The sequence below is a fragment of the Rhizobium sp. WW_1 genome, from assembly GCF_003610155.1.
GTDB lineage: Bacteria > Pseudomonadota > Alphaproteobacteria > Rhizobiales > Rhizobiaceae > Rhizobium > Rhizobium tropici_A.
In genome coordinates this window covers 1-20,601 of sequence record NZ_RAIN01000018.1, presented here as the reverse complement: position 1 = coordinate 20,601, position 20,601 = coordinate 1, and the positions used below count along the sequence as shown (strand labels likewise).

General features: G+C 60.1%; 20 protein-coding genes. 4 read left to right on the top strand and 16 right to left on the bottom strand.

Annotation, left to right across the window (positions count from 1 at the left end):
• Window positions 1-22 precede the first annotated feature (22 nt).
• The 14 genes from BJ928_RS39760 to BJ928_RS31760 all read right to left on the bottom strand — a co-directional run bounded on the left by BJ928_RS39760 (window position 23) and on the right by BJ928_RS31760 (window position 14,099).
• Window positions 23-622, bottom strand: coding sequence for a PAS domain-containing protein (locus BJ928_RS39760; RefSeq protein WP_047635911.1), 600 nt, complete (start codon window positions 620-622; stop codon window positions 23-25).
• 117 nt (window positions 623-739) lie between these two features.
• On the bottom strand, window positions 740-2,077 hold the full coding sequence (locus BJ928_RS31820; RefSeq protein ID WP_047635894.1) for an NAD(P)/FAD-dependent oxidoreductase: 1,338 nt from the start codon (window positions 2,075-2,077) through the stop codon (window positions 740-742).
• Between the two features lie 68 nt (window positions 2,078-2,145).
• Window positions 2,146-3,186 (bottom strand): DUF3445 domain-containing protein, encoded by a 1,041-nt coding sequence (locus tag BJ928_RS31815; protein ID WP_047635895.1) that lies wholly within the window; start codon window positions 3,184-3,186, stop codon window positions 2,146-2,148.
• Between the two features lie 27 nt (window positions 3,187-3,213).
• On the bottom strand, window positions 3,214-4,179 hold the full coding sequence (locus BJ928_RS31810; protein WP_047635896.1) for a PDR/VanB family oxidoreductase: 966 nt from the start codon (window positions 4,177-4,179) through the stop codon (window positions 3,214-3,216).
• Window positions 4,176-4,781, bottom strand: a complete 606-nt coding sequence (locus tag BJ928_RS31805; protein WP_047635897.1) for a dimethylamine monooxygenase subunit DmmA family protein — start codon at window positions 4,779-4,781, stop codon at window positions 4,176-4,178. Before BJ928_RS31805 ends, BJ928_RS31810 begins: the two co-directional genes overlap by 4 nt.
• Before the next feature lie 10 nt (window positions 4,782-4,791).
• Window positions 4,792-5,925 carry an aminomethyltransferase family protein gene (locus tag BJ928_RS31800; protein WP_047635898.1) on the bottom strand — a complete coding sequence of 378 codons (1,134 nt, stop codon included), beginning with the start codon at window positions 5,923-5,925 and terminating at the stop codon, window positions 4,792-4,794.
• Window positions 5,926-6,038: 113 nt separating this feature from the next.
• Entirely contained in the window at window positions 6,039-6,944 is a 906-nt protein-coding gene (folD, locus tag BJ928_RS31795; protein WP_120296757.1) for a bifunctional methylenetetrahydrofolate dehydrogenase/methenyltetrahydrofolate cyclohydrolase FolD, read from the bottom strand.
• Between the two features lie 3 nt (window positions 6,945-6,947).
• Window positions 6,948-7,832 (bottom strand): formyltetrahydrofolate deformylase, encoded by an 885-nt coding sequence (purU, locus tag BJ928_RS31790; RefSeq protein WP_047637185.1) that lies wholly within the window; start codon window positions 7,830-7,832, stop codon window positions 6,948-6,950.
• Between the two features lie 98 nt (window positions 7,833-7,930).
• On the bottom strand, window positions 7,931-9,238 hold the full coding sequence (gene glnT / locus BJ928_RS31785) for a type III glutamate--ammonia ligase (RefSeq protein WP_047637184.1): 1,308 nt from the start codon (window positions 9,236-9,238) through the stop codon (window positions 7,931-7,933).
• 77 nt (window positions 9,239-9,315) lie between these two features.
• Window positions 9,316-10,644, bottom strand: coding sequence for an FMN-binding glutamate synthase family protein (locus BJ928_RS31780; RefSeq protein WP_047637183.1), 1,329 nt, complete (start codon window positions 10,642-10,644; stop codon window positions 9,316-9,318).
• A 15-nt stretch (window positions 10,645-10,659) separates the two neighbouring features.
• Window positions 10,660-11,346 (bottom strand): GXGXG domain-containing protein, encoded by a 687-nt coding sequence (locus BJ928_RS31775; RefSeq protein ID WP_047637181.1) that lies wholly within the window; start codon window positions 11,344-11,346, stop codon window positions 10,660-10,662.
• Window positions 11,347-11,377: 31 nt separating this feature from the next.
• Window positions 11,378-12,286: a glutamine amidotransferase family protein gene (locus BJ928_RS31770; protein ID WP_047637180.1), complete on the bottom strand. Its 909-nt coding sequence runs from the start codon at window positions 12,284-12,286 to the stop codon at window positions 11,378-11,380.
• A gap of 92 nt (window positions 12,287-12,378) precedes the next feature.
• Entirely contained in the window at window positions 12,379-13,062 is a 684-nt protein-coding gene (locus tag BJ928_RS31765) for a helix-turn-helix domain-containing protein (protein ID WP_047637179.1), read from the bottom strand.
• 77 nt (window positions 13,063-13,139) lie between these two features.
• Window positions 13,140-14,099: a GlxA family transcriptional regulator gene (locus tag BJ928_RS31760; RefSeq protein ID WP_047637177.1), complete on the bottom strand. Its 960-nt coding sequence runs from the start codon at window positions 14,097-14,099 to the stop codon at window positions 13,140-13,142.
• Window positions 14,100-14,187: 88 nt separating this feature from the next.
• Between BJ928_RS31760 and BJ928_RS31755 the strand changes: the two genes are divergently transcribed.
• The 4 genes from BJ928_RS31755 to BJ928_RS31740 are packed head-to-tail and all read left to right on the top strand — an operon-like array spanning window position 14,188 to window position 19,191.
• Window positions 14,188-15,438 carry a sarcosine oxidase subunit beta family protein gene (locus tag BJ928_RS31755; protein ID WP_047637190.1) on the top strand — a complete coding sequence of 417 codons (1,251 nt, stop codon included), beginning with the start codon at window positions 14,188-14,190 and terminating at the stop codon, window positions 15,436-15,438.
• A 12-nt stretch (window positions 15,439-15,450) separates the two neighbouring features.
• The gene (locus BJ928_RS31750) at window positions 15,451-15,729 is read left to right on the top strand and encodes a sarcosine oxidase subunit delta (RefSeq protein WP_047637175.1); all 279 of its coding nucleotides are present in this window, start codon (window positions 15,451-15,453) and stop codon (window positions 15,727-15,729) included.
• Complete coding sequence (locus BJ928_RS31745) at window positions 15,726-18,659, top strand: sarcosine oxidase subunit alpha family protein (protein ID WP_047637173.1); 2,934 nt, start codon at window positions 15,726-15,728, stop codon at window positions 18,657-18,659. Before BJ928_RS31750 ends, BJ928_RS31745 begins: the two co-directional genes overlap by 4 nt.
• Entirely contained in the window at window positions 18,652-19,191 is a 540-nt protein-coding gene (locus BJ928_RS31740; RefSeq protein ID WP_047637171.1) for a sarcosine oxidase subunit gamma family protein, read from the top strand. Before BJ928_RS31745 ends, BJ928_RS31740 begins: the two co-directional genes overlap by 8 nt.
• 306 nt (window positions 19,192-19,497) lie before the next feature.
• Here BJ928_RS31740 and BJ928_RS31735 read toward each other — a convergent pair whose 3' ends face one another.
• Together BJ928_RS31735 and BJ928_RS31730 are read right to left on the bottom strand one after the other, a co-directional pair.
• Window positions 19,498-19,887: a type II toxin-antitoxin system VapC family toxin gene (locus tag BJ928_RS31735; protein WP_047637169.1), complete on the bottom strand. Its 390-nt coding sequence runs from the start codon at window positions 19,885-19,887 to the stop codon at window positions 19,498-19,500.
• On the bottom strand, window positions 19,884-20,132 hold the full coding sequence (locus tag BJ928_RS31730) for a type II toxin-antitoxin system VapB family antitoxin (protein WP_047637188.1): 249 nt from the start codon (window positions 20,130-20,132) through the stop codon (window positions 19,884-19,886). The genes BJ928_RS31735 and BJ928_RS31730 overlap by 4 nt, the downstream gene beginning before the upstream one ends.
• Window positions 20,133-20,601: the final 469 nt, after the last annotated feature.

Genomic DNA, 20,601 nt, shown 5'->3' with positions numbered 1-20,601 from the left:
CAAGATTACATCGCAACAAAATCTAATCAGCCCTTTTCTGTGCAATTGTAATGGCGCGTGCAGCTTCTTCCGAGGAGTTTGCAAGCGAGCGCATTTCGGCCGCCAGCACAGCAAAGCCCGATCCTGCCGTCCCCGCCCTCGCGGCTTCGATGCCGGCATTGACTGCCAGCAGCTTCAGGTAGCGCAGAGACTGCAGGATCTCGTTGGTCTTGGATGCCGTGACCCGCATACCGGCGGTCTGCTCGTCGAGGCGCTGATACAAGGTTTCGACGTTCAGGATGCTGCCCTCGAGATACAAGAGCTCTCCGGCCTCGTCCCAAACGCCGCCGCCGGTCTCCGTCACCCAGACAAGATGTCCGCCGCGGTGGCGAATGCGATATTCCATCGTCCAGTCGGTGCGCGCTTCCAGCGCCTTGCCGACAAGCTCATCCATGAGCGGAACGTCCTCCTCATACATGATCGACGTGAAAGTTCGTACACGATTGCCGACGATCTCGTCGGCCGGATAACCGAAGACGCGTTCAATGCCGTCGGTCATGTCAAGCATCGTATAGTTTTCATCTGCCCGGCAGCGATAAAGGAAGCCGGCCATGCGACCGAGAACGCTTGTCTGAAAATCCATGAAGGCCATGCCCGAAGAGAGGGTTGCGGATGAACTCGTTTTGTCTCAACGCACAAAAGGGCCGGCAAGGGTGGCTGTTCGCCACCCTTGCCGGTTAGGTGGGGAAATGACCGCGGATCAATTGCGCAGATATTCCTCCATCGAATCGTCAAGCGCGTCGACCCAGGGTGTGTGATGTGTCGGCGACATGGTGCCGGTCATCAACGAGCGATAGGCGTTGTCGCGGAAGCCCATGATATTTTCCGCCTTGTGGTGCTCCCATTCCATGAAGGTCTTATTCGTGCCCTCGATGTCGAAGCTCGGATAGTCGGTCTCGGCGAGCAATTCCTTCACGTAGTCGCCCTGATACCAGATCATCTGCTCGGCATCCTCGAGCGTCTCCTCGCGGGCGCGCCATTTGTCGAAATTCGCCTGCAGCTCGGCTTCCGGCGGCAGCTTGATGCGGCCCATGATGACATCGCGCGCCCACCAGGCCTGCACGTCGAACATGTTGAAGGTGTAGAACTGATCCTGCATGCCGATATAGAAGAGTTGCGGATTCTTGTCGAAGATCACGCCCTTGTAGAGATGATCGGCCCAGAGGCGGTTTGCCGTCCTCAGGCGCAGATCATCCGGCAGGAACGGGAAGTGATGCTGATAGCCGGTGCAGAGGATCAGCGCATCGACCTCCTTCGACGAGCCGTCAAGGAAATGAGCCGTCTTATTCTCAAGCCGCGTCAGCAGCGGCCGTTCCTCGAAATTGGCAGGCCATTTGAAGCCCATCGGCTTGGAGCGATAGCTTGTCGTGACGGATTTCGCCCCGTATTTCCAGCATTGCGAACCGATATCCTCGGCCGAGTAGCTGCGGCCGACAAGCAGGACGTCCTTGCCCTTGAACTCGACTGCATCGCGGAAGTCATGCGCATGCAGCACCCGGCCGTTAAAGGTCTTTACGCCTTCGAAATAAGGTACGTTCGGCGTTGAGAAATGACCCGACGCAACGACGACATAGTCGAACTCCTCGTCATACATCCGATCCTGCGTGCGATCATGCGCCGTCACGGTGAACTTCTTCGTGGCATCGTCGAAACGCACCATGCGCACCGGCGTGCTGAAGCGCACCCATTTGCGGACATCAGCCTTGTCGACGCGGCCCTTGATGTAGTCCCAAAGCACGGCGCGCGGCGGATAGGAGGCGATCGGCTTGCCGAAATGCTCCTCGAAGGAATAATCGGCAAATTCCAGGCATTCCTTCGGACCGTTCGACCAGAGATAGCGGTACATGCTGCCATGAACAGGTTCGCCATATTCGTCAAGGCCCGTGCGCCAGGTATAATTCCAAAGGCCGCCCCAGTCCGCCTGCTTCTCGTAACAGACAACTTCAGGGATATCAGCGCCCTTCTTTGCAGCCGATTGGAAGGCCCGCAGCTGGGCAAGGCCCGAAGGGCCGGCACCGATAACGGCAACTCGTGTCATGTCGCATTCCCCTTCTCGATTGTATCGATATTCTTATTGCATGCGGTCGTTTGGTGCGGCTTGAAGCCTCAGTCCGGGAAGATGCCGGCACTGGTCGGAGCCCCGTCGTCATAGGTCGAAAGCCAGTCGATCGTGGTCTGACGGAACCGTGTCAGGCCCTTATAGTCGATGAGCTCGGGCGGGAGTGTGCGCAGCACGCGCGGGAAGCGGCGCGCCCATTTCGGCACGGTGACGAGCTCGTCCATATTCATCAGATAGCAGCGGATGACGAAGAGAATGGCGTTCGAGCGCGGCAGGCGCCAAAGGCTCTGCAACTCCACGCGCAGGTGCACCTTCTCGCCGACATTTTCCGGCGTGACGCTCGTGCGGTCAGGTCCCCATTTCGGGTAGTTTTCGGGGCTGGTATCGAGGCGGGGATTGATCGTCATCGTCCAGTTGAACCGCCGTGTCGGCTTGCCTTGCTGCAGGTTCAAGAGGAATTTGAGCGCGCGGTCGAAGACGCCGATCTGATGGGCAAGCGGCACCGGCCCGTGCCATTCCATGAAGTTCATGCCAATGTCGAAATCGAGCGACCAGTCCGCCTGGGTCGTCACCATGCCGGCATCCATCCACAGATTGCCGTCGCGCTGGTCGACGATGCAGAAATCGCCCTGTGCCTGCCGGGTGATGTATTCGAAGGGCTCGTAAGGCAGCGTCGACGCATCGCCGAATGTAAAGGTGTCGTCAATGCCGAGGGGACGGTTGATCCAGCGCCACTGATCGCCGTTCTTGGTGAGCGTGAAATGTTCGGGATAGCCGGCTGCCTGCTCCTCCATCAGGAGCTCCAGCGTATCCCATTGCGCCGTCATCATGTGCGGCAGCGCCTGGTAGCGCAGGGGATCTTCCTTCAGCACCAGCGCCCGGTCGCGCATCTCGGCGACATAGTGCTCATCGACATCGATCAGGCTTTCGAAGACCGTGTTCTTCTGACCTTTCACATGCGGTTCCATATTGACGGCGTACATGTACTCGTCGCGGTCGAACGGGAACGGAAAGCGCCGGATGTTCTCCGGACTGTTGCGATAGCTGAAATCGTCGCGAAACGTTTCCTGCTTGAATGCGATAGCCATATCCGCTCTCCTGTTCCGGCCGGACGCCTAGAGGTCGAGATGCAATGCGCTCCCCTCGAAACGGGAGACGCAGATCATCACCTTTCGGCCCGAAGCCTTTTCTTCATCGTTCAGATAGACGTCATTATGCAGAAGCTTGCCGTTACAGACGGCAACGCCGGTCTCGCACTGGCCGCAAGCACCGCCGCGACAGAGAAACGGCGGATCGACACCGGCAGCTTCGATCGCCTCCAGCATGCTTTCATGATGGCCGACATGGACGGTCCTGCCCGATCTAGTCAGCACGATCGAGAAAGGCTTGCCGGGCTGCGACGACAGGAAGCGTTCCGAATGCAGGTTCTGCTCCGGCCAGCCGGCCTCGATACCGGTCCTCAGCACGCCGTCGATCATGCCGGCGGGTCCGCACACATAGAGATGCGTACCGAGCGGCTGGCTTTCGAGCAGGCGCGCGACGGGGATGAAATTGCGATCTGCATCGCAATAGATCTTCACCCGCTGCGAGCCGTATTGTTCGACAAGCTCGCGACAATAAGCGCCGCGATCGAGCGAACGCACCGCATAATGCAGCTCGAAATTGGCACCTTCGCGCGAGAACTGCTGCATCATGGCGATGAAAGGGGTGATGCCGATGCCACCGGCAATCAAGAGATGCTTGCGGCCGCGCCAGTCCGGCTGGAAGAGATTGACGGGATAGCTGACTTTCAGTTCGTCGCCCTCCCTCACCTTTTCATGCATGAAGGCGGAGCCACCGCGCGATTCCTCGACGCGGAGCACGCTGATCTCATAGGCCGAGCAATCATGCGGCGGCGACATCAAAGAATAGGCGTTGCGACGCACGTGCCCTTCGTCGTTCATCGAGACGATGACGTGGGCGCCGCCCGAGAAATACGGCATCGGCTCGCCGTCTAGACGCACAAAGCGGAAGCGCTTGATGCGCTCGGCGACCGGCGTCACCTTCGCGACACGAACAGGAATTTCTGTACCACCGCTCACAGGAACAACTCCTCGGTATCGGGCGCGCTGCCTGGTTCCTCCGCATCGATATTGACGCCTTGGAAAGCGCCGAGGCGGCGCGAGTAATGATCGCGCACCAGAAGCGGAAGCCCGCAATGACTACAGGCAAACGGACTTTGCGTCACATCTTCGGTGATGCCCTTGCAGTGTACGCATTGCACCCGGCGGGCAAGCGAACCGCGATGCTCCGTCACAATCGAGGCGTGATCCATGCCCAGATCCAATGCCACCATCATAGCCTGGCCGATAAAACCCTCGGTGCCGGCAATATAGAGCCGCGTGCCCATGTGAGCCGTCGACAGTGACCCTCTCAGGCGGAAGAGCAGGGTCGAGATCGTTGGCGCCGTAAAAAACATATCGGCACCGAGCTTGCGCAGCATCTCGTCTCTGCCCGTCCCTTGCGAACCGCGGGCAACATAGAGGATTTCGCTGCGTGACAGCGCGACATCATCGAACGTAGATCCTTGGTCGAGGAGGGCATTGGCCCCCTCGCCTTCCAGCGCAAACAGATGCCGCCGGGCGTGCGGCTGAATGGAAAGACCCTTATAGACCGGTCGGCTCTTTATGCCTTCGACAAGCATGAGCGCCTCCTTAGCCGATAGCCGTCCTCTTCTTCTTTTCCGGATCGTCGAACGGCAGCGTATGGGCAATCGCGCTCGCCTTGAGGCTCTTGCCGCGCACTTCAAGTTTCGTGCCCTGAACGGCCTTGTCAACATCGAGACGGGCGATCGCCATCGATTTCTTCGTCAAGGTCGAATAGCAGGGGCAGGTAATCACGCCGACCTTTTTGCCCTCGGCAAAGACCTCATCGCCGAGATCGGCCGGGCTATCGGCATCGATCAGCATGCCGAAGATCTTGAAGCGCTCTTTACCCTTGAGCCGCGCGTGCTCTTCAGCACCGCGAAAACCGGTCTTGCCGGGGCTGACGGTAAAGTCGAGGCCAAGCTCCCAAAGACTGTCGCCGGGCGGCTGATCAGCGAAGGGGTACATCTGCGAGTTATCATAGGGGTAGAAAAGCAGGTAGCTTTCGACGCGCAGCATATCGAGAACGCTGAAGCAGCAGGGAATGATCCCCATCTCTTCGCCTTCGGCGACGATGCGATCCCAGACCATCGGCGCATCCTGGCCACGCACGAAGATCTCGTAGCCGCGCTCGCCGGTATAGCCGGTGCGCGAGATCATCACAGGCGCGCCGAACAGCGTCGTCTGCATGTGATGGAAGTATTTGAGGTCGCGAATGCCGGGCACATATTTGGCGAGATAGTCGACAGCGACCGGACCCTGCAGCGACAGATCGTGCAGATCATCGTCGAAGAGGACGGCGCAGTTGCGGCCGGCAGCCTGTTTGAGCACTTCCTCATGGCCCGAGCCCGAACCATGTACCAGCATGAAGGAATTCGGGCCGGTGCGGTAGACGATGCAATCGTCGGTGAAGTAGCCGCGGTCATTGAGCATTGCGGCATAGACCGAGCGGCCAGGATAGATCTTGGACATGTCGCGGGTGGTGATATAGTCGAGCACGGCAATGGCGTGCGGCCCGACGAGATGCACCTTTTTCAGGCCGGAAACGTCCATGATGCCGGCCCTGGTGCGGATCGCGACATGTTCCTGCGACATGTCCTTGTCGTAGGTCCAGGCGGTTCCCATGCCGCTCCAGTCCTCGAGTTTCGATCCGAGAGCACGGTGCCGGTCCGCCAAGGCGGAGAAACGCCATGATAATGCCATTTCGTTCCCTCATTTTCTTCTACGGAATATTTATTTCCTGACTATAATCGTCTTTCACGCCTTGGCAAGCCAAACCTGAGGGTTTTTTCTCGACCGCCAGACCGCATTTTCCTTTAAAACTTCGGTGGCTTTCTGCCGGCGGCACGATGAGCTGCGATAACGGTATTGGCCATCAGCATGGCGATCGTCATCGGCCCGACACCACCCGGAACCGGCGTGATGGCCGCGGCAACGTCGGAGGCCTCCGCATAGGCGACGTCGCCCACCAGACGGCTCTTGCCCTCGCCCCGCTCCGGCGCATCGATCCGGTTGACACCGACATCGATGACGGTCGCACCCGGCTTCACCCAATCCGCCTTGACCATCTCCGGACGGCCGACGGCCGCCACCAGAATATCGGCGCCCTTGGCGACAGAGGCCAGATCCTTCGTCCGTGAATGCGCCGTCGTGACCGTCGCATTGGCGTTGAGCAGCAATTGCGCCATCGGCTTGCCGAACAGGTTGGAGCGGCCGATGACCACGGCATTCAGGCCCGACAGGTCCTCGCCGTGAATCGAGCGTACCAAAAGCATGGCGCCGGCCGGCGTGCAGGAGATCAGCCCGGTTTCAAGATCGCCGGTGGCAAGCTTGCCGGCATTGACGACATGCAGGCCGTCGACATCCTTCTCCGGCCTGATCGACTGGATGATCGGCTCCGAATTCAGATGCTTCGGCAGCGGCAGCTGCACGAGAATGCCGTGGATCGAGGCGTCCTCATTCAGCGACTGCACGAGCCTTGCCAATTCACCTTGAGATGTCTCGGCCGGCAGCGTGTGCTGGATGGAGTTGAAGCCGCATTCCTTGGCCATGCGGCCCTTGGCACCGACATAGGTGTGGCTGGCCGGATCGTCGCCGACGATGACGACCGCAAGCCCGGTCTTTACGCCGGTCTCGGCCTCAAGCCCTGCCGCCGCAACCTTCACAGCCTCGATCACCGAAGCTGCCGCCTTCTTTCCGTCGATCACTGTTGCAAGCGCCATCTCTCACCCCATGCGCTCGGAGGCGTATGAACCGGGGCTTGCCGGGAAGACGACGGTTCGGTTGCCGTTGAGGAAGGTGCGGAAGTGGATATGGGCATGGATGGCGCGGGCGAGAACCTGGCTCTCCACGTCGCGGCCGATCGAGACATAGTCGTCGGCCGACTGCGCATGTGTGATGCGCGCCGTGTCCTGTTCGATGATCGGACCTTCGTCGAGATCGGCCGTGACGTAATGCGCCGTCGCCCCGATCAGCTTCACGCCGCGCTCATAGGCCTGCTTGTAGGGGTTCGCCCCCTTGAAGGACGGCAGGAAGGAATGGTGGATGTTGATGATCCGTCCCGACATCTTCCGGCACATCGCATCCGACAGCACCTGCATGTAGCGGGCGAGCACGACAAGCTCGGTGCCGGTCTGCTCGACCAGCTCCAGAAGCTGGGCTTCGGCCTGAGGCTTGTTCTCCTTCGTCACCTTGATGTGGTGGAAGGGAATGTCGTGATTGACCACCACTTTCTGATAATCGAAATGGTTGGAGACGACGCCAACGATGTCGATCGGCAGAGCGCCGATCTTCCAGCGATAGAGCAGGTCGTTGAGGCAATGGCCGAAGCGCGACACCATCAAGAGCACCTTCATGCGCTTCCTGCTGTCGTGGAATTCGGCGACCATGGCGAACTTCTCGGCGATCGGCTTGAAGCCTTCCACCAGCGCCGCCTCGCCGACGCCTTCCTCGGAGATGAAGGAGACGCGCATGAAGAACATGCCGGTGTCGAGATCGTCGAACTGGCTGGAATCGACGATGTTGCAGCCCTGTTCGGCCAGATAGCCGGTGATCGCCGCAACGATCCCGCGGGTCGATTTGCAGGATACAGTCAGTACATAGCTTTTCATGCTGATCTTCCTCACCGTCAACGGCCGAAATTCCGCTTTTGCACCGGGGCGGTACGCCCCGGCACATGGGTCAATTCAGACATCTCTTAGCTGCGCACTCAGATATCGAGCGTGCTGTCGCGCTCCCACTGCGTGAAGTGCGAGCAGTAGGCGTTCCATTCCTGATGCTTGAGCTTCAGATAGGCTTCGGAAAACTCCGAACCGATCGCCTGCTTCAGCCCCTCGTCCTCGTCATAAGCCCGCAAAGCATCGAGAAGATTGAGCGGCAGGCGCGGCGCATTCTTCACCAGATGACCCTGCGCATACATGTCGATATCGTGATGAGGCCCCGGATCGGCGCGGCTGCGCAGACCGTCGAGGCCAGCCGCGATGATGACCGCCTGCAGCAGGTAAGGATTGACGGCGCCGTCGGGCAGGCGCAGCTCGAAGCGGCCTGGACCTGGAACGCGCACCATGTGCGTGCGGTTGTTGCCGGTCCATGTCACCGTGTTCGGAGACCAGGTGGCGCCCGAGGTCGTGCGCGGCGCATTGATGCGCTTGTAGGAATTCACCGTTGGGTTGGTGATTGCCGCAAGCGACGAGGCATGTTTCATGATGCCGCCGAGGAAATGCTTTCCCTCGGCCGACAGGCCGAATTCAGCCTCCCTGTCGGCAAAGACATTGGTCCTGCCGTCGTTGCTCCACACGGAAATGTGGCAATGGCAACCGTTGCCCGTCAGACCCTTGAAGGGTTTTGGCATGAAGGTAGCGCGAAGCCCGTGCTTCTCGGCGATCGATTTCACCATGAACTTGAAGAAGGAGTGCTTGTCGGCCGTCTTCAAGGCATCGTCGAATTCCCAGTTCATCTCGAACTGGCCGTTGGCGTCCTCGTGGTCGTTCTGATAGGCCCCCCAGCCGAGTTCCAGCATATAGTCGCAGATCTCGGAAATAACGTCATACCGCCGCATGACGGCCTGCTGGTCATAGCAGGGCTTCTCCGCCGTATCGTATTCGTCTGAAATCTTGGCGCCATCGGCCGTGATCAGGAAGAATTCGGCCTCGACCCCGGTCTTGACGCGCTTGCCTGCTGCTTCCGCCTCCTTCACGAGCTTCTTCAAGACGTTGCGCGGCGCCTGGGCGACCAGTTCGCCCTCCATCATGCAATCCGCGGCGAGCCAGGCAACGTCCTTCTTCCATGGGAGCTGGATAACAGAGGAAGCATCGGGCACGGCAAAAAGGTCGGGATGGGCCGGCGTCATATCGAGCCAGGTGGCGAAACCGGCAAAGCCGGCGCCGTCTTCCTGCATGCCGGCAATCGCCTGGGCCGGCACCAGCTTGGCACGCTGGCCGGAAAAAAGATCGGTATAGCTGATCATGAAATATTTGATGCCCTTGTCTTTGGCAAAGGCAGCAAGATCCAGTGTCATTCTCGTTCCCCTTTGGATTTCTCAGAGACACTTCGATGATGCATGCATCGGCCGGGCCTTTCGGCCCGGCCGAAATATCAAAAGCCTCCCTTGCCCGGATACCAGTTGGTGCCGGCGAGCGGGATCTGGGCCATGGCGGCCGCTTCCATCGTCAGCGCGCACAGGTCCTCCGGTTCCAGGTTGTGCAGATGATTCTTGCCACAAGCGCGCGCGATCGTCTGCGCTTCCAGCGTCATGACCTTCAGATAATTGGCAAGACGTCGGCCGGCCGCAATCGGGTCGAGCCGGCTTGCGAGCTCCGGGTCCTGCGTCGTGATACCGGCGGGGTCCTTGCCTTCGTGCCAGTCGTCATAGGCGCCGGCGGTCGTACCGAGCTTCTGGTATTCCTCTTCCCATTTCGGATCGTTGTCGCCGAGCGCAACGAGCGCCGCCGTGCCGATGGCAACCGCATCGGCACCGAGCGCCAGCGCCTTCGCCACATCGGCGCCGGAGCGGATGCCGCCTGAAATGATGAGCTGCACCTTGCGATGCATGCCGAGATCCTGCAGCGCCTGCACGGCTGGACGAATGCAGGCAAGCGTCGGCATGCCGACATTCTCGATGAAGACGTCCTGCGTTGCAGCGGTGCCGCCCTGCATGCCGTCAAGCACGACGACGTCGGCTCCGGCCTTGACCGCAAGCGCCGTATCGTAATACGGCCGCGCGCCGCCGACCTTGACGTAGATCGGCTTTTCCCAATCCGTGATCTCGCGCAATTCCATGATCTTGATTTCGAGATCGTCCGGACCGGTCCAGTCCGGATGACGGCAGGCCGAGCGCTGGTCGATGCCCTTCGGGAGATTGCGCATGTTGGCGACGCGATCGGAGATCTTCTGGCCGAGGAGCATGCCTCCGCCGCCAGGTTTGGCTCCCTGTCCCACGACCACTTCGATCGCATCGGCGCGACGCAAATCTTTCGGGTTCATGCCGTAACGCGAGGGGAGATATTGATAGACCAGCGTCTGCGAATGGCCGCGTTCTTCATCCGTCATGCCGCCGTCACCCGTCGTGGTCGACGTGCCTGCAAGCGTTGCACCCCGGCCAAGCGCTTCCTTGGCGTTGCCCGAGAGCGCGCCGAAGCTCATGCCGGCAATCGTGATCGGGGTCTTCAGCGTGATCGGCTTCTTGGCATGTCGGCTGCCGAGAACGACAGTCGTATCGCACTTCTCGCGATAGCCTTCGAGCGGATAGCGCGAGATCGACGCGCCGAGGAACAATAGATCATCGAAATGCGGCACCTTGCGCTTCGTGCCGGCGCCGCGAATATCGTAAATGCCGGTTGCCGCAGCGCGACGGATTTCCGCCAGCGTATGATCGTCGAAGGTGGCGGACTTGCGCGGCGGCGTATACGGATTGTGATAGCTCATGAGGTCCCCTTCGCCTTAATACGCGTCGGCATTGTCGATGTTGAAGTTATAGAGCTTGCGCGCGGATCCGTAGCGCTTGAACTCTTCCGGCCTGACGCCGCGCACGCCGGCCTTTTCGAGAAGCTCGGAGAGCTTTGCGAGATGTTCGGGGCGCATCTCCTTCTCGATGCAGTCTGAGCCGAGGCTTTTGACCGTCCCGCGAACGAAAAGCTTGGCCTCATAAAGGCTGTCGCCCAGCGCATCTCCGGCGTCGCCCAAGACGACCAGATGACCCGACTGTCCCATGAAGGCGGACATGTGACCGATATTGCCGTGGACGACGATGTCGATACCCTTCATCGAAATGCCGCAACGCGAGGCGGCGTTGCCCTTGATGACAAGCAGCCCGCCGCGGCCGGTCGCGCCGGCATACTGGCTGGCATCGCCTTCGATGACGACGCTGCCGGACATCATGTTTTCGGCAACTCCCGGACCGGCCGAGCCATGTACCGTAACATTACCGCCATCGTTCATGCCGGCGCAGTAGTAACCGACAGACCCTTTGATATCGACGGTGACGGGCGCGTCGATGCCGGCGGCGACAGCATGATGGCCGCGCGGATTAACGACTTCGAAGGCCAGATCATTGGCGCCCGCGGGAAGGCCATGAAGGGCGCTGTTGAGTTCACGCAGCGGCGTAACGGATAGGTCGAAAACTGGCATGAAAGATCTCTCTCGATTGCGGCGCTTCTGATCAGGCAGCCTTTTCGTGATCCCAGAAATAGACGGTCGCCGGCTCCGGCTCCCAGACGCGAGCATTTTCGATACCCGGGAGATTGACGAGCGCGCGATATTCAGAGCCGAAAGCGACATATTGATCGGTTTCGGCCATGACCGCCGGCTTGCAGGCGATAGGATCGCGAACGACGCCGAAGCCCGACTTGGTACCGACGACAAAGGTGAAGAAGCCATCGAGATCGTCGACCGCACCTTCCAGCGCCGCCCCAAGATCCTTGCCTTTCGCCATCTCCGCCGTGAGATAGGCGGCGGCGACTTCGGTGTCGTTTTCCGTTTCGAAGGTCATGCCCACACGCTTCAGCTCACGGCGCAGGTTGTTGTGGTTCGACAGCGAACCGTTGTGAACCAGGCACTGGTCGGAGCCGGTGGAGAAGGGATGGGCGCCGAGCGTGGTGACGGCCGATTCCGTCGCCATGCGCGTGTGCCCGATGCCGTGCGTGCCGGACATGGAAGTCACGCCAAAGCGCGTGACCACGTCCTTCGGCAGGCCGACTTCCTTGTAGATTTCGACGGTGTCGCCGCTGCTCATCACCCGGATGTTCGGACGAAGTTCCGTCAGAACCACCCTGCCCTCGTCAAGCTTGTCCTTGGCAAGCGTGATGACCGCATGCGTGCTCTTGATCGTCACTGTAACCGGCACGTCGAGGGCGCGTCTCAGCTCATATTCAAGCCCGTCGAAATCCTTTGCCGGATCGGCGGATTGAACGGTTATCTTCGCCGTGGTGCCATTATCATTGCCATAGATCGCAATGCCTGCGCTATCAGGTCCGCGATCGGTCATCGTCACAAGCATGGAGGACAGAAGCGCGCCGAGTTTCGGCTCCAGCGCCTTATCCTTCAAGAAAAGACCGACAATTCCGCACATGCCCAAACCCTCCATTTTCGCATCTGCAAAATGGCTATCAGGTCCACAGCGGCTTTTCAACTCAAAAGAATAAATTTTTCTTTTAAGGCAAGTTAGTCGGTCTTGCCTCGCTGTGGGTAACTGATAATCGACAGGTATTTTGCAGGCAGCTTCACCAGCACTTCGGGACCATGTGGCGCATCCGCATCGAAGAAGAGGCTATCGCCGGGCTGCATGGGATAAAGCTGGTCGCCGTGACGGTACATCACCTCGCCTTCGAGCATGTAGAGAAATTCCATGCCCTCGTGCTGGAATGTCGGAAAGACGTCGGAATCGGCGGTCAGCGTGATGAGATAAGGCTCGACGATGACGCCGCTCGAATTATTGTCGATATGGCCGAGCAGATTATATTGATGGCCGGCACGCGTGCCGCGGCGTTCCAGTTCGACGCCCTGGCCAGCCTTGACGAAGACAGCGTTGCGCGGCTCTTCGTAACGACGGAAGAAGGCCGTCAAGGGTACGCCGAGCGCCCGCGACAGCGATTGCAGCGTGGTCAGCGACGGCGAGATATTGCCGTTTTCGATCTTCGACAGCATGCCGAGCGAGATACCGGTCGCGGCTGCAAGATCTGTCACAGTGATGCCGAGCTTCTTGCGATAGGCGCGGACCTCGTGGCCGATCGCCATCTCAAGATTGTTTTCTTTAGGCTCCCGAACTGCGTGCGGGTTTTGCAAGAAGGCGGTGCGCGCGGCGTGCGCATGCTCGTCATTTTGCGTTTTGTCTGCCTTGGTTTTCATTTATGATCCTTTTTGCCGGCAGGGCTTGCTGCAGCGATCCTATCCTCCCAGTGAAATTTTCTCAACTGCCACGAAAATCATGCACGACGGGTGTCGCCGGGCGCGACCCCGTAGAGAGAACGGTAGGTCCGGGAAAAATGCGCGCCGCTGGAAAAGCCCGTGGCGACGGCGATTTCGGAAATCGAAAGCGGGCTCTGTTCCAGAAGCCTACGGGCATGCTGCAGCCTTATCCGGCGATATTGCTTAAGGAATGTCGAGCCGAGATGCGTGGCGAACAGCCGGTCGAGATGGCGCGGCGTGACGCCGGCAATCCGCGCCATGGCGGCGCGATCGAGCGGCATCTCGATCGTTTCCTCCATCTTTTTCAACACGCTCAGCAAACCGGGATGGTGGACGCCATAGCGCTCGGCGAGCGATCCGCGTTGGGGTGCCGCAGGCTCACCGACTTCGGTCTGCAGATACCAGTCGCTGACACGGCGGGCAAAATCGGCACCCATGCGCTCGGTAATCAGGACATGCATCATGTCGAGCGACGCTATCCCGCCGCCACAGGTAATCCGGTTGCCATCGACGACAAAGCGAGCCTGGCGCGGCGAAAGCGTCGGGAAGGCTTCAAGCAGTGCCGGCGCGTATTCCCAGTGAATGGTAAAATCACGCTCGGCCAAAAGACCGGCGGCGGCAAGAAGATAAGAGCCGCCTGAAATCCCGCCGATACGGACGCCGTCGCGCGCCAGTTGGCGCAGACAGGCAAGAACTGCGGGATAGTGCCAGTCTCGGACCGACCCACCGGCGCAGACGAAGACGGTGCCAAGATCCGAGCCTCGACCTGGAAGCGGCCCGGCTGGCACCGGCACACCACCCGACGAAAGCGACGGCCCGCCATCCGGCGAAAAATTGGTCTGCCGATAAATCTCACGACCAGTCAGAAGGTTGGCAGCGCGCAGCGGCTCACTCGCCGATGCAAACGACATCAGCGCGAATCCCGGGATCAGGATGAACCCGATATTCTGGGAATTTCTTGTGTCGATCGACGTCATGTCCCTTTTCTATCGAAATAAGTCCCAATTGGGCAAGTCGTCATTTTCCACTCTGGCATCATGGGCACAATTCAAGGCGGACCTGACCATGCGCTATTCGGCTTTTTCTGTTTTCCTCAACGGTCTTCGCGGCAATACCGGCTGGGCACCAGCCTGGCGCCAGCCGCAACCGAAGCCGCATTACGACGTGATCATTGTCGGTGGCGGCGGCCATGGGCTGGCAACAGCTTACTATCTTGCCAAGACCTTCGGCATCACTAATGTCGCCGTTCTGGAAAAAGGCTATCTCGGCTCGGGCAATATCGGCCGCAATACCACGATCATCCGCTCCAACTATCTGCTACCGGGCAACAATCCCTTCTACGAGCTGTCGATGAAGCTCTGGGAAGGACTGGAGCAGGACTTCAACTTCAACGCCATGGTCTCGCAGCGCGGCGTGCTCAACCTCTTCCATTCGGATGCGCAGCGCGACGCCTATACCCGCCGCGGCAATGCCATGCGCCTGCACGGCGTCGATGCCGAGCTGCTCGATCGCGAGGCTGTCCGCAATAAGCTGCCCTTCCTCGATTTTGAAAATGCCCGCTTCCCGATCATGGGCGGATTGTTGCAGCAGCGTGGCGGCACGGTCCGCCACGATGCCGTTGCGTGGGGCTATGCCCGCGGTGCCGACAGCCGCGGCGTCGATATCATCACCGGCTGCGAAGTCACAGGCATCCGCACCGACCAGGGCCGCGTCATCGGTGTCGAAACGACCAAGGGCTTCATCGGCTGCGGCAAGCTGGCGCTGGCGGCGGCCGGCAACTCCACCGTGGTCGCTGACATGGCGGGCCTGCGCCTGCCGATCGAAAGCCATGTACTGCAGGCCTTCGTCTCAGAGGGCTTGAAGCCGTTCATCGATTGCGTCGTCACTTTCGGCGCCGGGCATTTCTACGTTTCGCAATCCGACAAGGGCGGCCTCGTCTTCGGCGGCGACATCGACGGTTACAATTCCTATGCCCAGCGCGGTAATCTTGCGACCGTCGAACATGTTGCCGAAGCCGGCGTGGCGATGATCCCGGCACTGACGCGGGTGCGTTACCTGCGCACATGGGGTGGGGTCATGGATATGAGCATGGACGGCTCCCCTATCATCGACCGCACCCATCTCGACAATCTCTATCTGAACGCCGGCTGGTGCTACGGCGGCTTCAAGGCGACGCCAGCATCGGGCTATTGCTACGCGCATCTGATCGCTCGCAACGAGCCACATGAGACGGCAACACAATTGCGCCTCGACCGCTTCAAGCGCGGCTATCAGCTTGATGAAAAGGGTGTTGGCGCCCAACCGAACCTGCATTGAGGACATGACACGATGGCAAGCCTGATTTCCTGCCCTCACTGCGGCGCGCGGCCCAAGGAAGAGTTCACCATCAAAGGTGATGCGAGCATCAGCCGCCCCGCTGCGGATGCGGGCGCCGAAGACTGGTTCGACTACGTCTATCTCCGTGGCAATCCGAAAGGGCTGCACAAGGAGTATTGGCATCACTCCTCCGGCTGCCGGCGCTGGCTAATCGTCGAGCGCGACACGGTCACCCATAAGGTTCACGGCGTCAGCGATGCGGCGCTTGCCAGGCTCGGAGGTGAAGCATGAGCAGCTACCGTCTGTCTTCCGGTGGCCGGATCGACCGCTCGCACACCATCGGCTTCAGCTTCGATGGCAAGGAGCTTGCCGGCCATCCCGGTGACACGCTCGCCTCCGCCCTGCTTGCCAACGGCATCCAGCTTGTCGGCCGCAGCTTCAAATATCATCGGCCGCGCGGCATCCTGACCGCAGGCGCCGCGGAACCCAACGCGCTTGTCACGACAGGCACGGGCGGCCGCACCGAGGCGAACACGCGCGCCACGATGATCGAGCTGCATGAAGGACTGACCGCCCGCAGCCAGAACCGCTGGCCCTCGCTCAATTTCGACGTCGGCGCCGTCAACGGACTGCTCTCGCCATTCTTGAGCGCGGGCTTCTACTACAAGACCTTCATGTGGCCCGCCGCCTTCTGGGAGAAGGTCTACGAGCCATTGATCCGCAACGCCGCCGGCCTTGGCAAGGCTTCCTATGAGACCGATCCCGATTCCTATGAAAAGTGCTGGACACATTGCGATCTCCTCGTCATCGGCGCGGGGCCAACGGGTCTTGCCGCTACACTGACGGCTGGCCGCGCCGGCGCGCGCGTTCTTCTCGCCGACGAAGGCTTCGCGCTCGGCGGCAGTCTGCTTGCGGAGCCCGGCTCGCACCTCAGGGAAATGTTGGACGAGCTTGATGGTTTGCCGAACGTACAATGCCTGCCACGTACGACCGTCATCGGCTGGTACGACGACAATGTCTTCGGCGCTGTCGAACGCGTCCAGAAACATGTCGCGACACCTGAAGCGCACCGCCCGGTCGAGCGCCTGTGGCGCATCATCGCAAAACAGGCAATTCTCGCCACCGGCGCGGAAGAGCGGCCGATCGTCTTTGGCGGCAACGATATCCCAGGCGTCATGATGGCCGGCGCCATGCGCAGCTATCTGAACCGCCAGGCAATCGCTCCCGGCAAACGCACCGTGATCTTCACGACAAACGGCTCGGGCTATCGGACGGCGGCCGATCTTGAGACCGCCGGCATCGAGGTGGCCGCCATCATCGACAGCCGCACCAACAGCGACGAACGATGGAACGGCAAGGCACCAATACTACCCAGTGCCCGCATCGTCGATGCACATGGCGGCAAGCAATTGCGCCGTGTGACGATTGCGACATCCTCCGGTTCCGAAGACATAGATGCCGATGCGCTGGCCATGTCCGGCGGCTGGAGCCCCATCATCCACCTTGCCTGCCATCGCGGTGCCAAGCCGCTCTGGTCGGAAAGATACGCAGCCTTTCTCGCGCCGGAACGGCAGGAAGGATTGTCGATCGCCGGCTCCGCAGCCGGCCTTGGTTCCACCGAGGCCTGCCTTGGTGACGGTGCCCGCAAGGCGATCGAGGCACTGGAAGCAATCGGCTTTGGCAAGGTTGACCCTGCCTTTGCTTCAGCGGACGAGGTGTCACCCGCTGCCGCGTCGCTCTGGCATGTCAAAGGCGGCAAGGGCAAAGCCTTCGTCGACTATCAGAACGACGTGCACCTGAAGGATCTCGGCCTCGCGGTCCATGAAGGCTATGGTGACGTCGAGCTTGCCAAGCGCTACACGACCAACGGCATGGCAACGGACCAGGGCAAGCTTTCCAATATCAACGCCATCGGCATCCTCGCCGAGGCGCGCGGCATTTCGCCGGCGGAAGTCGGCACGACGACGTTCCGACCGTTCTATACCCCTGTTTCCTTCGGTGCGCTGACAGGTGCTTCGCGGGCTAAGCATTTCCAGCCGGCGCGCAAGTCGCCCTTGCACGAATGGGCGAGGAAGAATGGCGCAATCTTCGTCGAGACCGGCCTCTGGTATCGATCGTCCTGGTTCCCGCGCGAGGGCGAAAAGATCTGGCGCGAAAGCGTCGATCGCGAAGTCTTGAACATCCGCAAGAACGCCGGCATCTGCGATGTCTCGACGCTCGGCAAGATCGAGATCTTCGGCAAGGATGCCGCCACCTTCCTCGACCGCATCTATTGCAACGGCTTTGCCAAGCTGCCGGTCGGCAAGGCACGCTACGGCATCATGCTGCGCGAGGACGGCATGATCTACGACGACGGCACCACGAGCCGGTTGAGCGAAGACCATTTCTTCATGACCACGACGACTGCGCTTGCCGCCGGCGTGCTGACGCATCTGGAATTCTGCGCCCAGACGCTATGGCCGGAACTGGACGTCTATTTTGCATCGTCGACCGACCAATGGGCGCAGATGGCGGTGGCAGGTCCGAAATCCCGCGCCATCCTTTCCGAAATCGTCGATGACGACATTTCCGATACCGCGTTCCCGTTCATGAGCGCACGCGAGGTCTCCCTGTTCGGCGGCAAGCTCAAGGGCCGGCTCTTCCGTATCTCCTTTTCCGGCGAGCTCGCCTATGAGCTTGGTGTGCCTGCTGCCTATGGCGAATTTGTCGCCGATGCGATCATGCAGGCGGGTCGCAAGCATGAAATCTGCCCCTATGGCGCCGAAGCGCTCGGCGTGCTCCGCATCGAGAAGGGCCATGTCACCCACGCCGAAATCAACGGTACGGTGACGCCGGGCGATCTCGGCTTTGCCCGCATGGTTTCGGCCACAAAGCCAGATTTCATCGGCAAGGCGATGCTTCAGCGCGAAGGTCTGCAAGCGGCCGACCGCCCTCGCCTCGTCGGCGTCAAACCGGTGGACCCCGCGACCAGCTTCCGCACCGGCGCCCATATCCTGGCGGAAGGCGCAGCCGCGACGCTTGAAAACGACCAAGGCTACGTCACATCGAGTGCCTTTTCACCGAGCCTTGGCCATACGATCGGGCTCGCCCTCATCAAGAACGGGCCGGAGCGCATCGGCGAAAAGGTCACCGTCTGGAACGGCCTTAGAAACGAATACACGGATGCAGTGATCTGCAGCCTCGTCTTCATCGACCCTCAGAACGAGAAACTCCATGCCTGATTTGCCGACATCGAAGCCGGTCCTTGCCGGGAAGGCCGTTTTACAAGGCGAGACGATCCGGCTGGAAGCCCTGCCTGAAGGCCACCTCCTGCATGTGATGGGTGCGACCACGAGCGAGGAACTCGCGGGCCATCTTCTGGCAGCCGGCCTCAAGGAGAGCTCTGTGCGTGCGGCCGGATACCGGCAATGGTTCGTCGCCGGCAATGACCGCCTTACGGATACGCATCTGCAGGCCCTCGCCACTGCCCTTGCTGGCCGTGCCTTCATCTGCGACCAAAGCCACGGTCGCGTCCGTATCCGCGTCTCAGGATCAAGTGCTGCCCGGGTGCTCAACAAGGGTACCGCCGTCGACCTGCATCCATTGAGCTTCCCCGAGGCAAGCAGCGCCATGACGCTCTTCGGGCATATTTCGGTGCAGCTCACGCGCACAGACATGGAGGATTTCGAGCTGACCGTGCTGCGCAGCTTTGCGGAATCGCTTCACGAGGAGTTGGCCGCCCTGGTCCTCTCCGAAACCGCCGAAGGGCGGTGATCGCCAAAACCTCTCGTCATCTCCGAGCGGGCCGGCAACGATCGGTCGCATGTCCTTCGCCGATCACCCTATCTGGTGCCGGAACCTGAGGCGGCTAGCGCGGAGACGCTGTAACAGCCGCAATATAAAGCCATCTCCAGTTATCCAGGGGCATGGGAAACCGGCGACCACCATTTGGGTAGGACGGGATGGGAGGGCTAGAACTGGTCCGCTTGAGTGGCAAACGTGGAAAGCTGCCGTTTTGGTTACGAGGCGCCAAAGCACCGATCAGCACGTCAGCCCCTAGCCATCATACCAGTTCGTGCGTCATGCAGCCGAACGAATGTCTGTCTCGGTGAAATCGTTGCCCTTGAATAGCAACGGCTCATCGAAATCCCTGGCGAGAGCGTATGCAAAGCAGTCACCGAAATTCAATCCCGCTTTATGTCTGCCTGTCCCGAAATCGAGGAATGCCTGTCTGGCCAGATGACCCTGTCCAACCGTCACAGGCTCAATGTCAATCGCTGCACGGCGGAAGAAGGCATCCGCCTGCCTCATGCCTTCCGGCCCGAGCTGCCTTTCGATCACCATGGACAATTCCAAATAGTTTGCCACACTGATCCGGCTTGTTGCGGAATCGTGGATCAGTCGCGTGAAGGCAGCGGCCTCCGGCTCGCCATAGAGGATCGCGACCATTGCGGATGTATCGATAGTCATTTCGGCAGGCCGTCCTCGTCATAAAGGAGTTCGGCGTGATCCGCATAAGGCCGCTTCAGATGGGCTGCGGCCCTGTGGGCTATCGCCAGAAGCTCTTCGACAGAGGCCCTGCCTCTCTGTTTTTCAATTTGCGCATACCGCTCACGCAGAGCATCGGTCACGACACGGCTCATACTCTGCCCGGTCGCATGGGCGATTGCTTGTGCAAGGCGACGCGCTTCGGGGTCCTTCACATTGAGGCTCATGCTGAGGCGCTCCATTCTACCTAAATGTCTATTTTTCTACCATTCTACCCTATTGTTTGACAGTTTCCAGGTGAGCATGTCGTACAGGGCAGATACTTACAGTTCGGAACAGCGCACCGAATGCAGCCATTCGCTGTTCGGCATCTTATGCACTATCGTGACCGTCCCATTCAGCGTGATCGTGTCGCTGTTGCGCAGTTTGATCGAGAAGATCGCGAATAGCGCGGACCCGGGCCGTCCACCACTCCGTTGTGTCGCGCACAGCTTCCCGCATATAGAGTATCCATTCCTCCCATGCATCCTTCATTGTCGCAGCCAGTAGCCGTTTATAGTCGGCCCGCTTGTTGCCAATGATGTCGCCAATGATGTCGCGGCTAGGTCACATACCCATAAAATAGTTTTAGATTTGAGCGGTTTGTGATTCACTTTCTTCAGCGATTGGAGGCTGTGATGGCGCGCTTTGATTTGA

Excerpts from the sequence above, each read along its gene's own strand:
- BJ928_RS39760 (WP_047635911.1), bottom strand. The coding sequence starts at position 622 with ATGGATTTTCAGACAAGCGTTCTCGGTCGCATGGCCGGCTTCCTTTAT.
- BJ928_RS31820 (WP_047635894.1), bottom strand. The coding sequence starts at position 2,077 with ATGACACGAGTTGCCGTTATCGGTGCCGGCCCTTCGGGCCTTGCCCAG.
- BJ928_RS31815 (WP_047635895.1), bottom strand. The coding sequence starts at position 3,186 with ATGGCTATCGCATTCAAGCAGGAAACGTTTCGCGACGATTTCAGCTAT.
- BJ928_RS31805 (WP_047635897.1), bottom strand. The coding sequence starts at position 4,781 with ATGCTTGTCGAAGGCATAAAGAGCCGACCGGTCTATAAGGGTCTTTCC.
- BJ928_RS31800 (WP_047635898.1), bottom strand. The coding sequence starts at position 5,925 with ATGGCATTATCATGGCGTTTCTCCGCCTTGGCGGACCGGCACCGTGCT.
- folD (WP_120296757.1), bottom strand. The coding sequence starts at position 6,944 with ATGGCGCTTGCAACAGTGATCGACGGAAAGAAGGCGGCAGCTTCGGTG.
- purU (WP_047637185.1), bottom strand. The coding sequence starts at position 7,832 with ATGAAAAGCTATGTACTGACTGTATCCTGCAAATCGACCCGCGGGATC.
- glnT (WP_047637184.1), bottom strand. The coding sequence starts at position 9,238 with ATGACACTGGATCTTGCTGCCTTTGCCAAAGACAAGGGCATCAAATAT.
- BJ928_RS31780 (WP_047637183.1), bottom strand. The coding sequence starts at position 10,644 with ATGAGCTATCACAATCCGTATACGCCGCCGCGCAAGTCCGCCACCTTC.
- BJ928_RS31775 (WP_047637181.1), bottom strand. The coding sequence starts at position 11,346 with ATGCCAGTTTTCGACCTATCCGTTACGCCGCTGCGTGAACTCAACAGC.
- BJ928_RS31770 (WP_047637180.1), bottom strand. The coding sequence starts at position 12,286 with ATGTGCGGAATTGTCGGTCTTTTCTTGAAGGATAAGGCGCTGGAGCCG.
- BJ928_RS31765 (WP_047637179.1), bottom strand. The coding sequence starts at position 13,062 with ATGAAAACCAAGGCAGACAAAACGCAAAATGACGAGCATGCGCACGCC.
- BJ928_RS31760 (WP_047637177.1), bottom strand. The coding sequence starts at position 14,099 with ATGACGTCGATCGACACAAGAAATTCCCAGAATATCGGGTTCATCCTG.
- BJ928_RS31755 (WP_047637190.1), top strand. The coding sequence starts at position 14,188 with ATGCGCTATTCGGCTTTTTCTGTTTTCCTCAACGGTCTTCGCGGCAAT.
- BJ928_RS31750 (WP_047637175.1), top strand. The coding sequence starts at position 15,451 with ATGGCAAGCCTGATTTCCTGCCCTCACTGCGGCGCGCGGCCCAAGGAA.
- BJ928_RS31745 (WP_047637173.1), top strand. The coding sequence starts at position 15,726 with ATGAGCAGCTACCGTCTGTCTTCCGGTGGCCGGATCGACCGCTCGCAC.
- BJ928_RS31740 (WP_047637171.1), top strand. The coding sequence starts at position 18,652 with ATGCCTGATTTGCCGACATCGAAGCCGGTCCTTGCCGGGAAGGCCGTT.
- BJ928_RS31735 (WP_047637169.1), bottom strand. The coding sequence starts at position 19,887 with ATGACTATCGATACATCCGCAATGGTCGCGATCCTCTATGGCGAGCCG.
- BJ928_RS31730 (WP_047637188.1), bottom strand. The coding sequence starts at position 20,132 with ATGAGCCTCAATGTGAAGGACCCCGAAGCGCGTCGCCTTGCACAAGCA.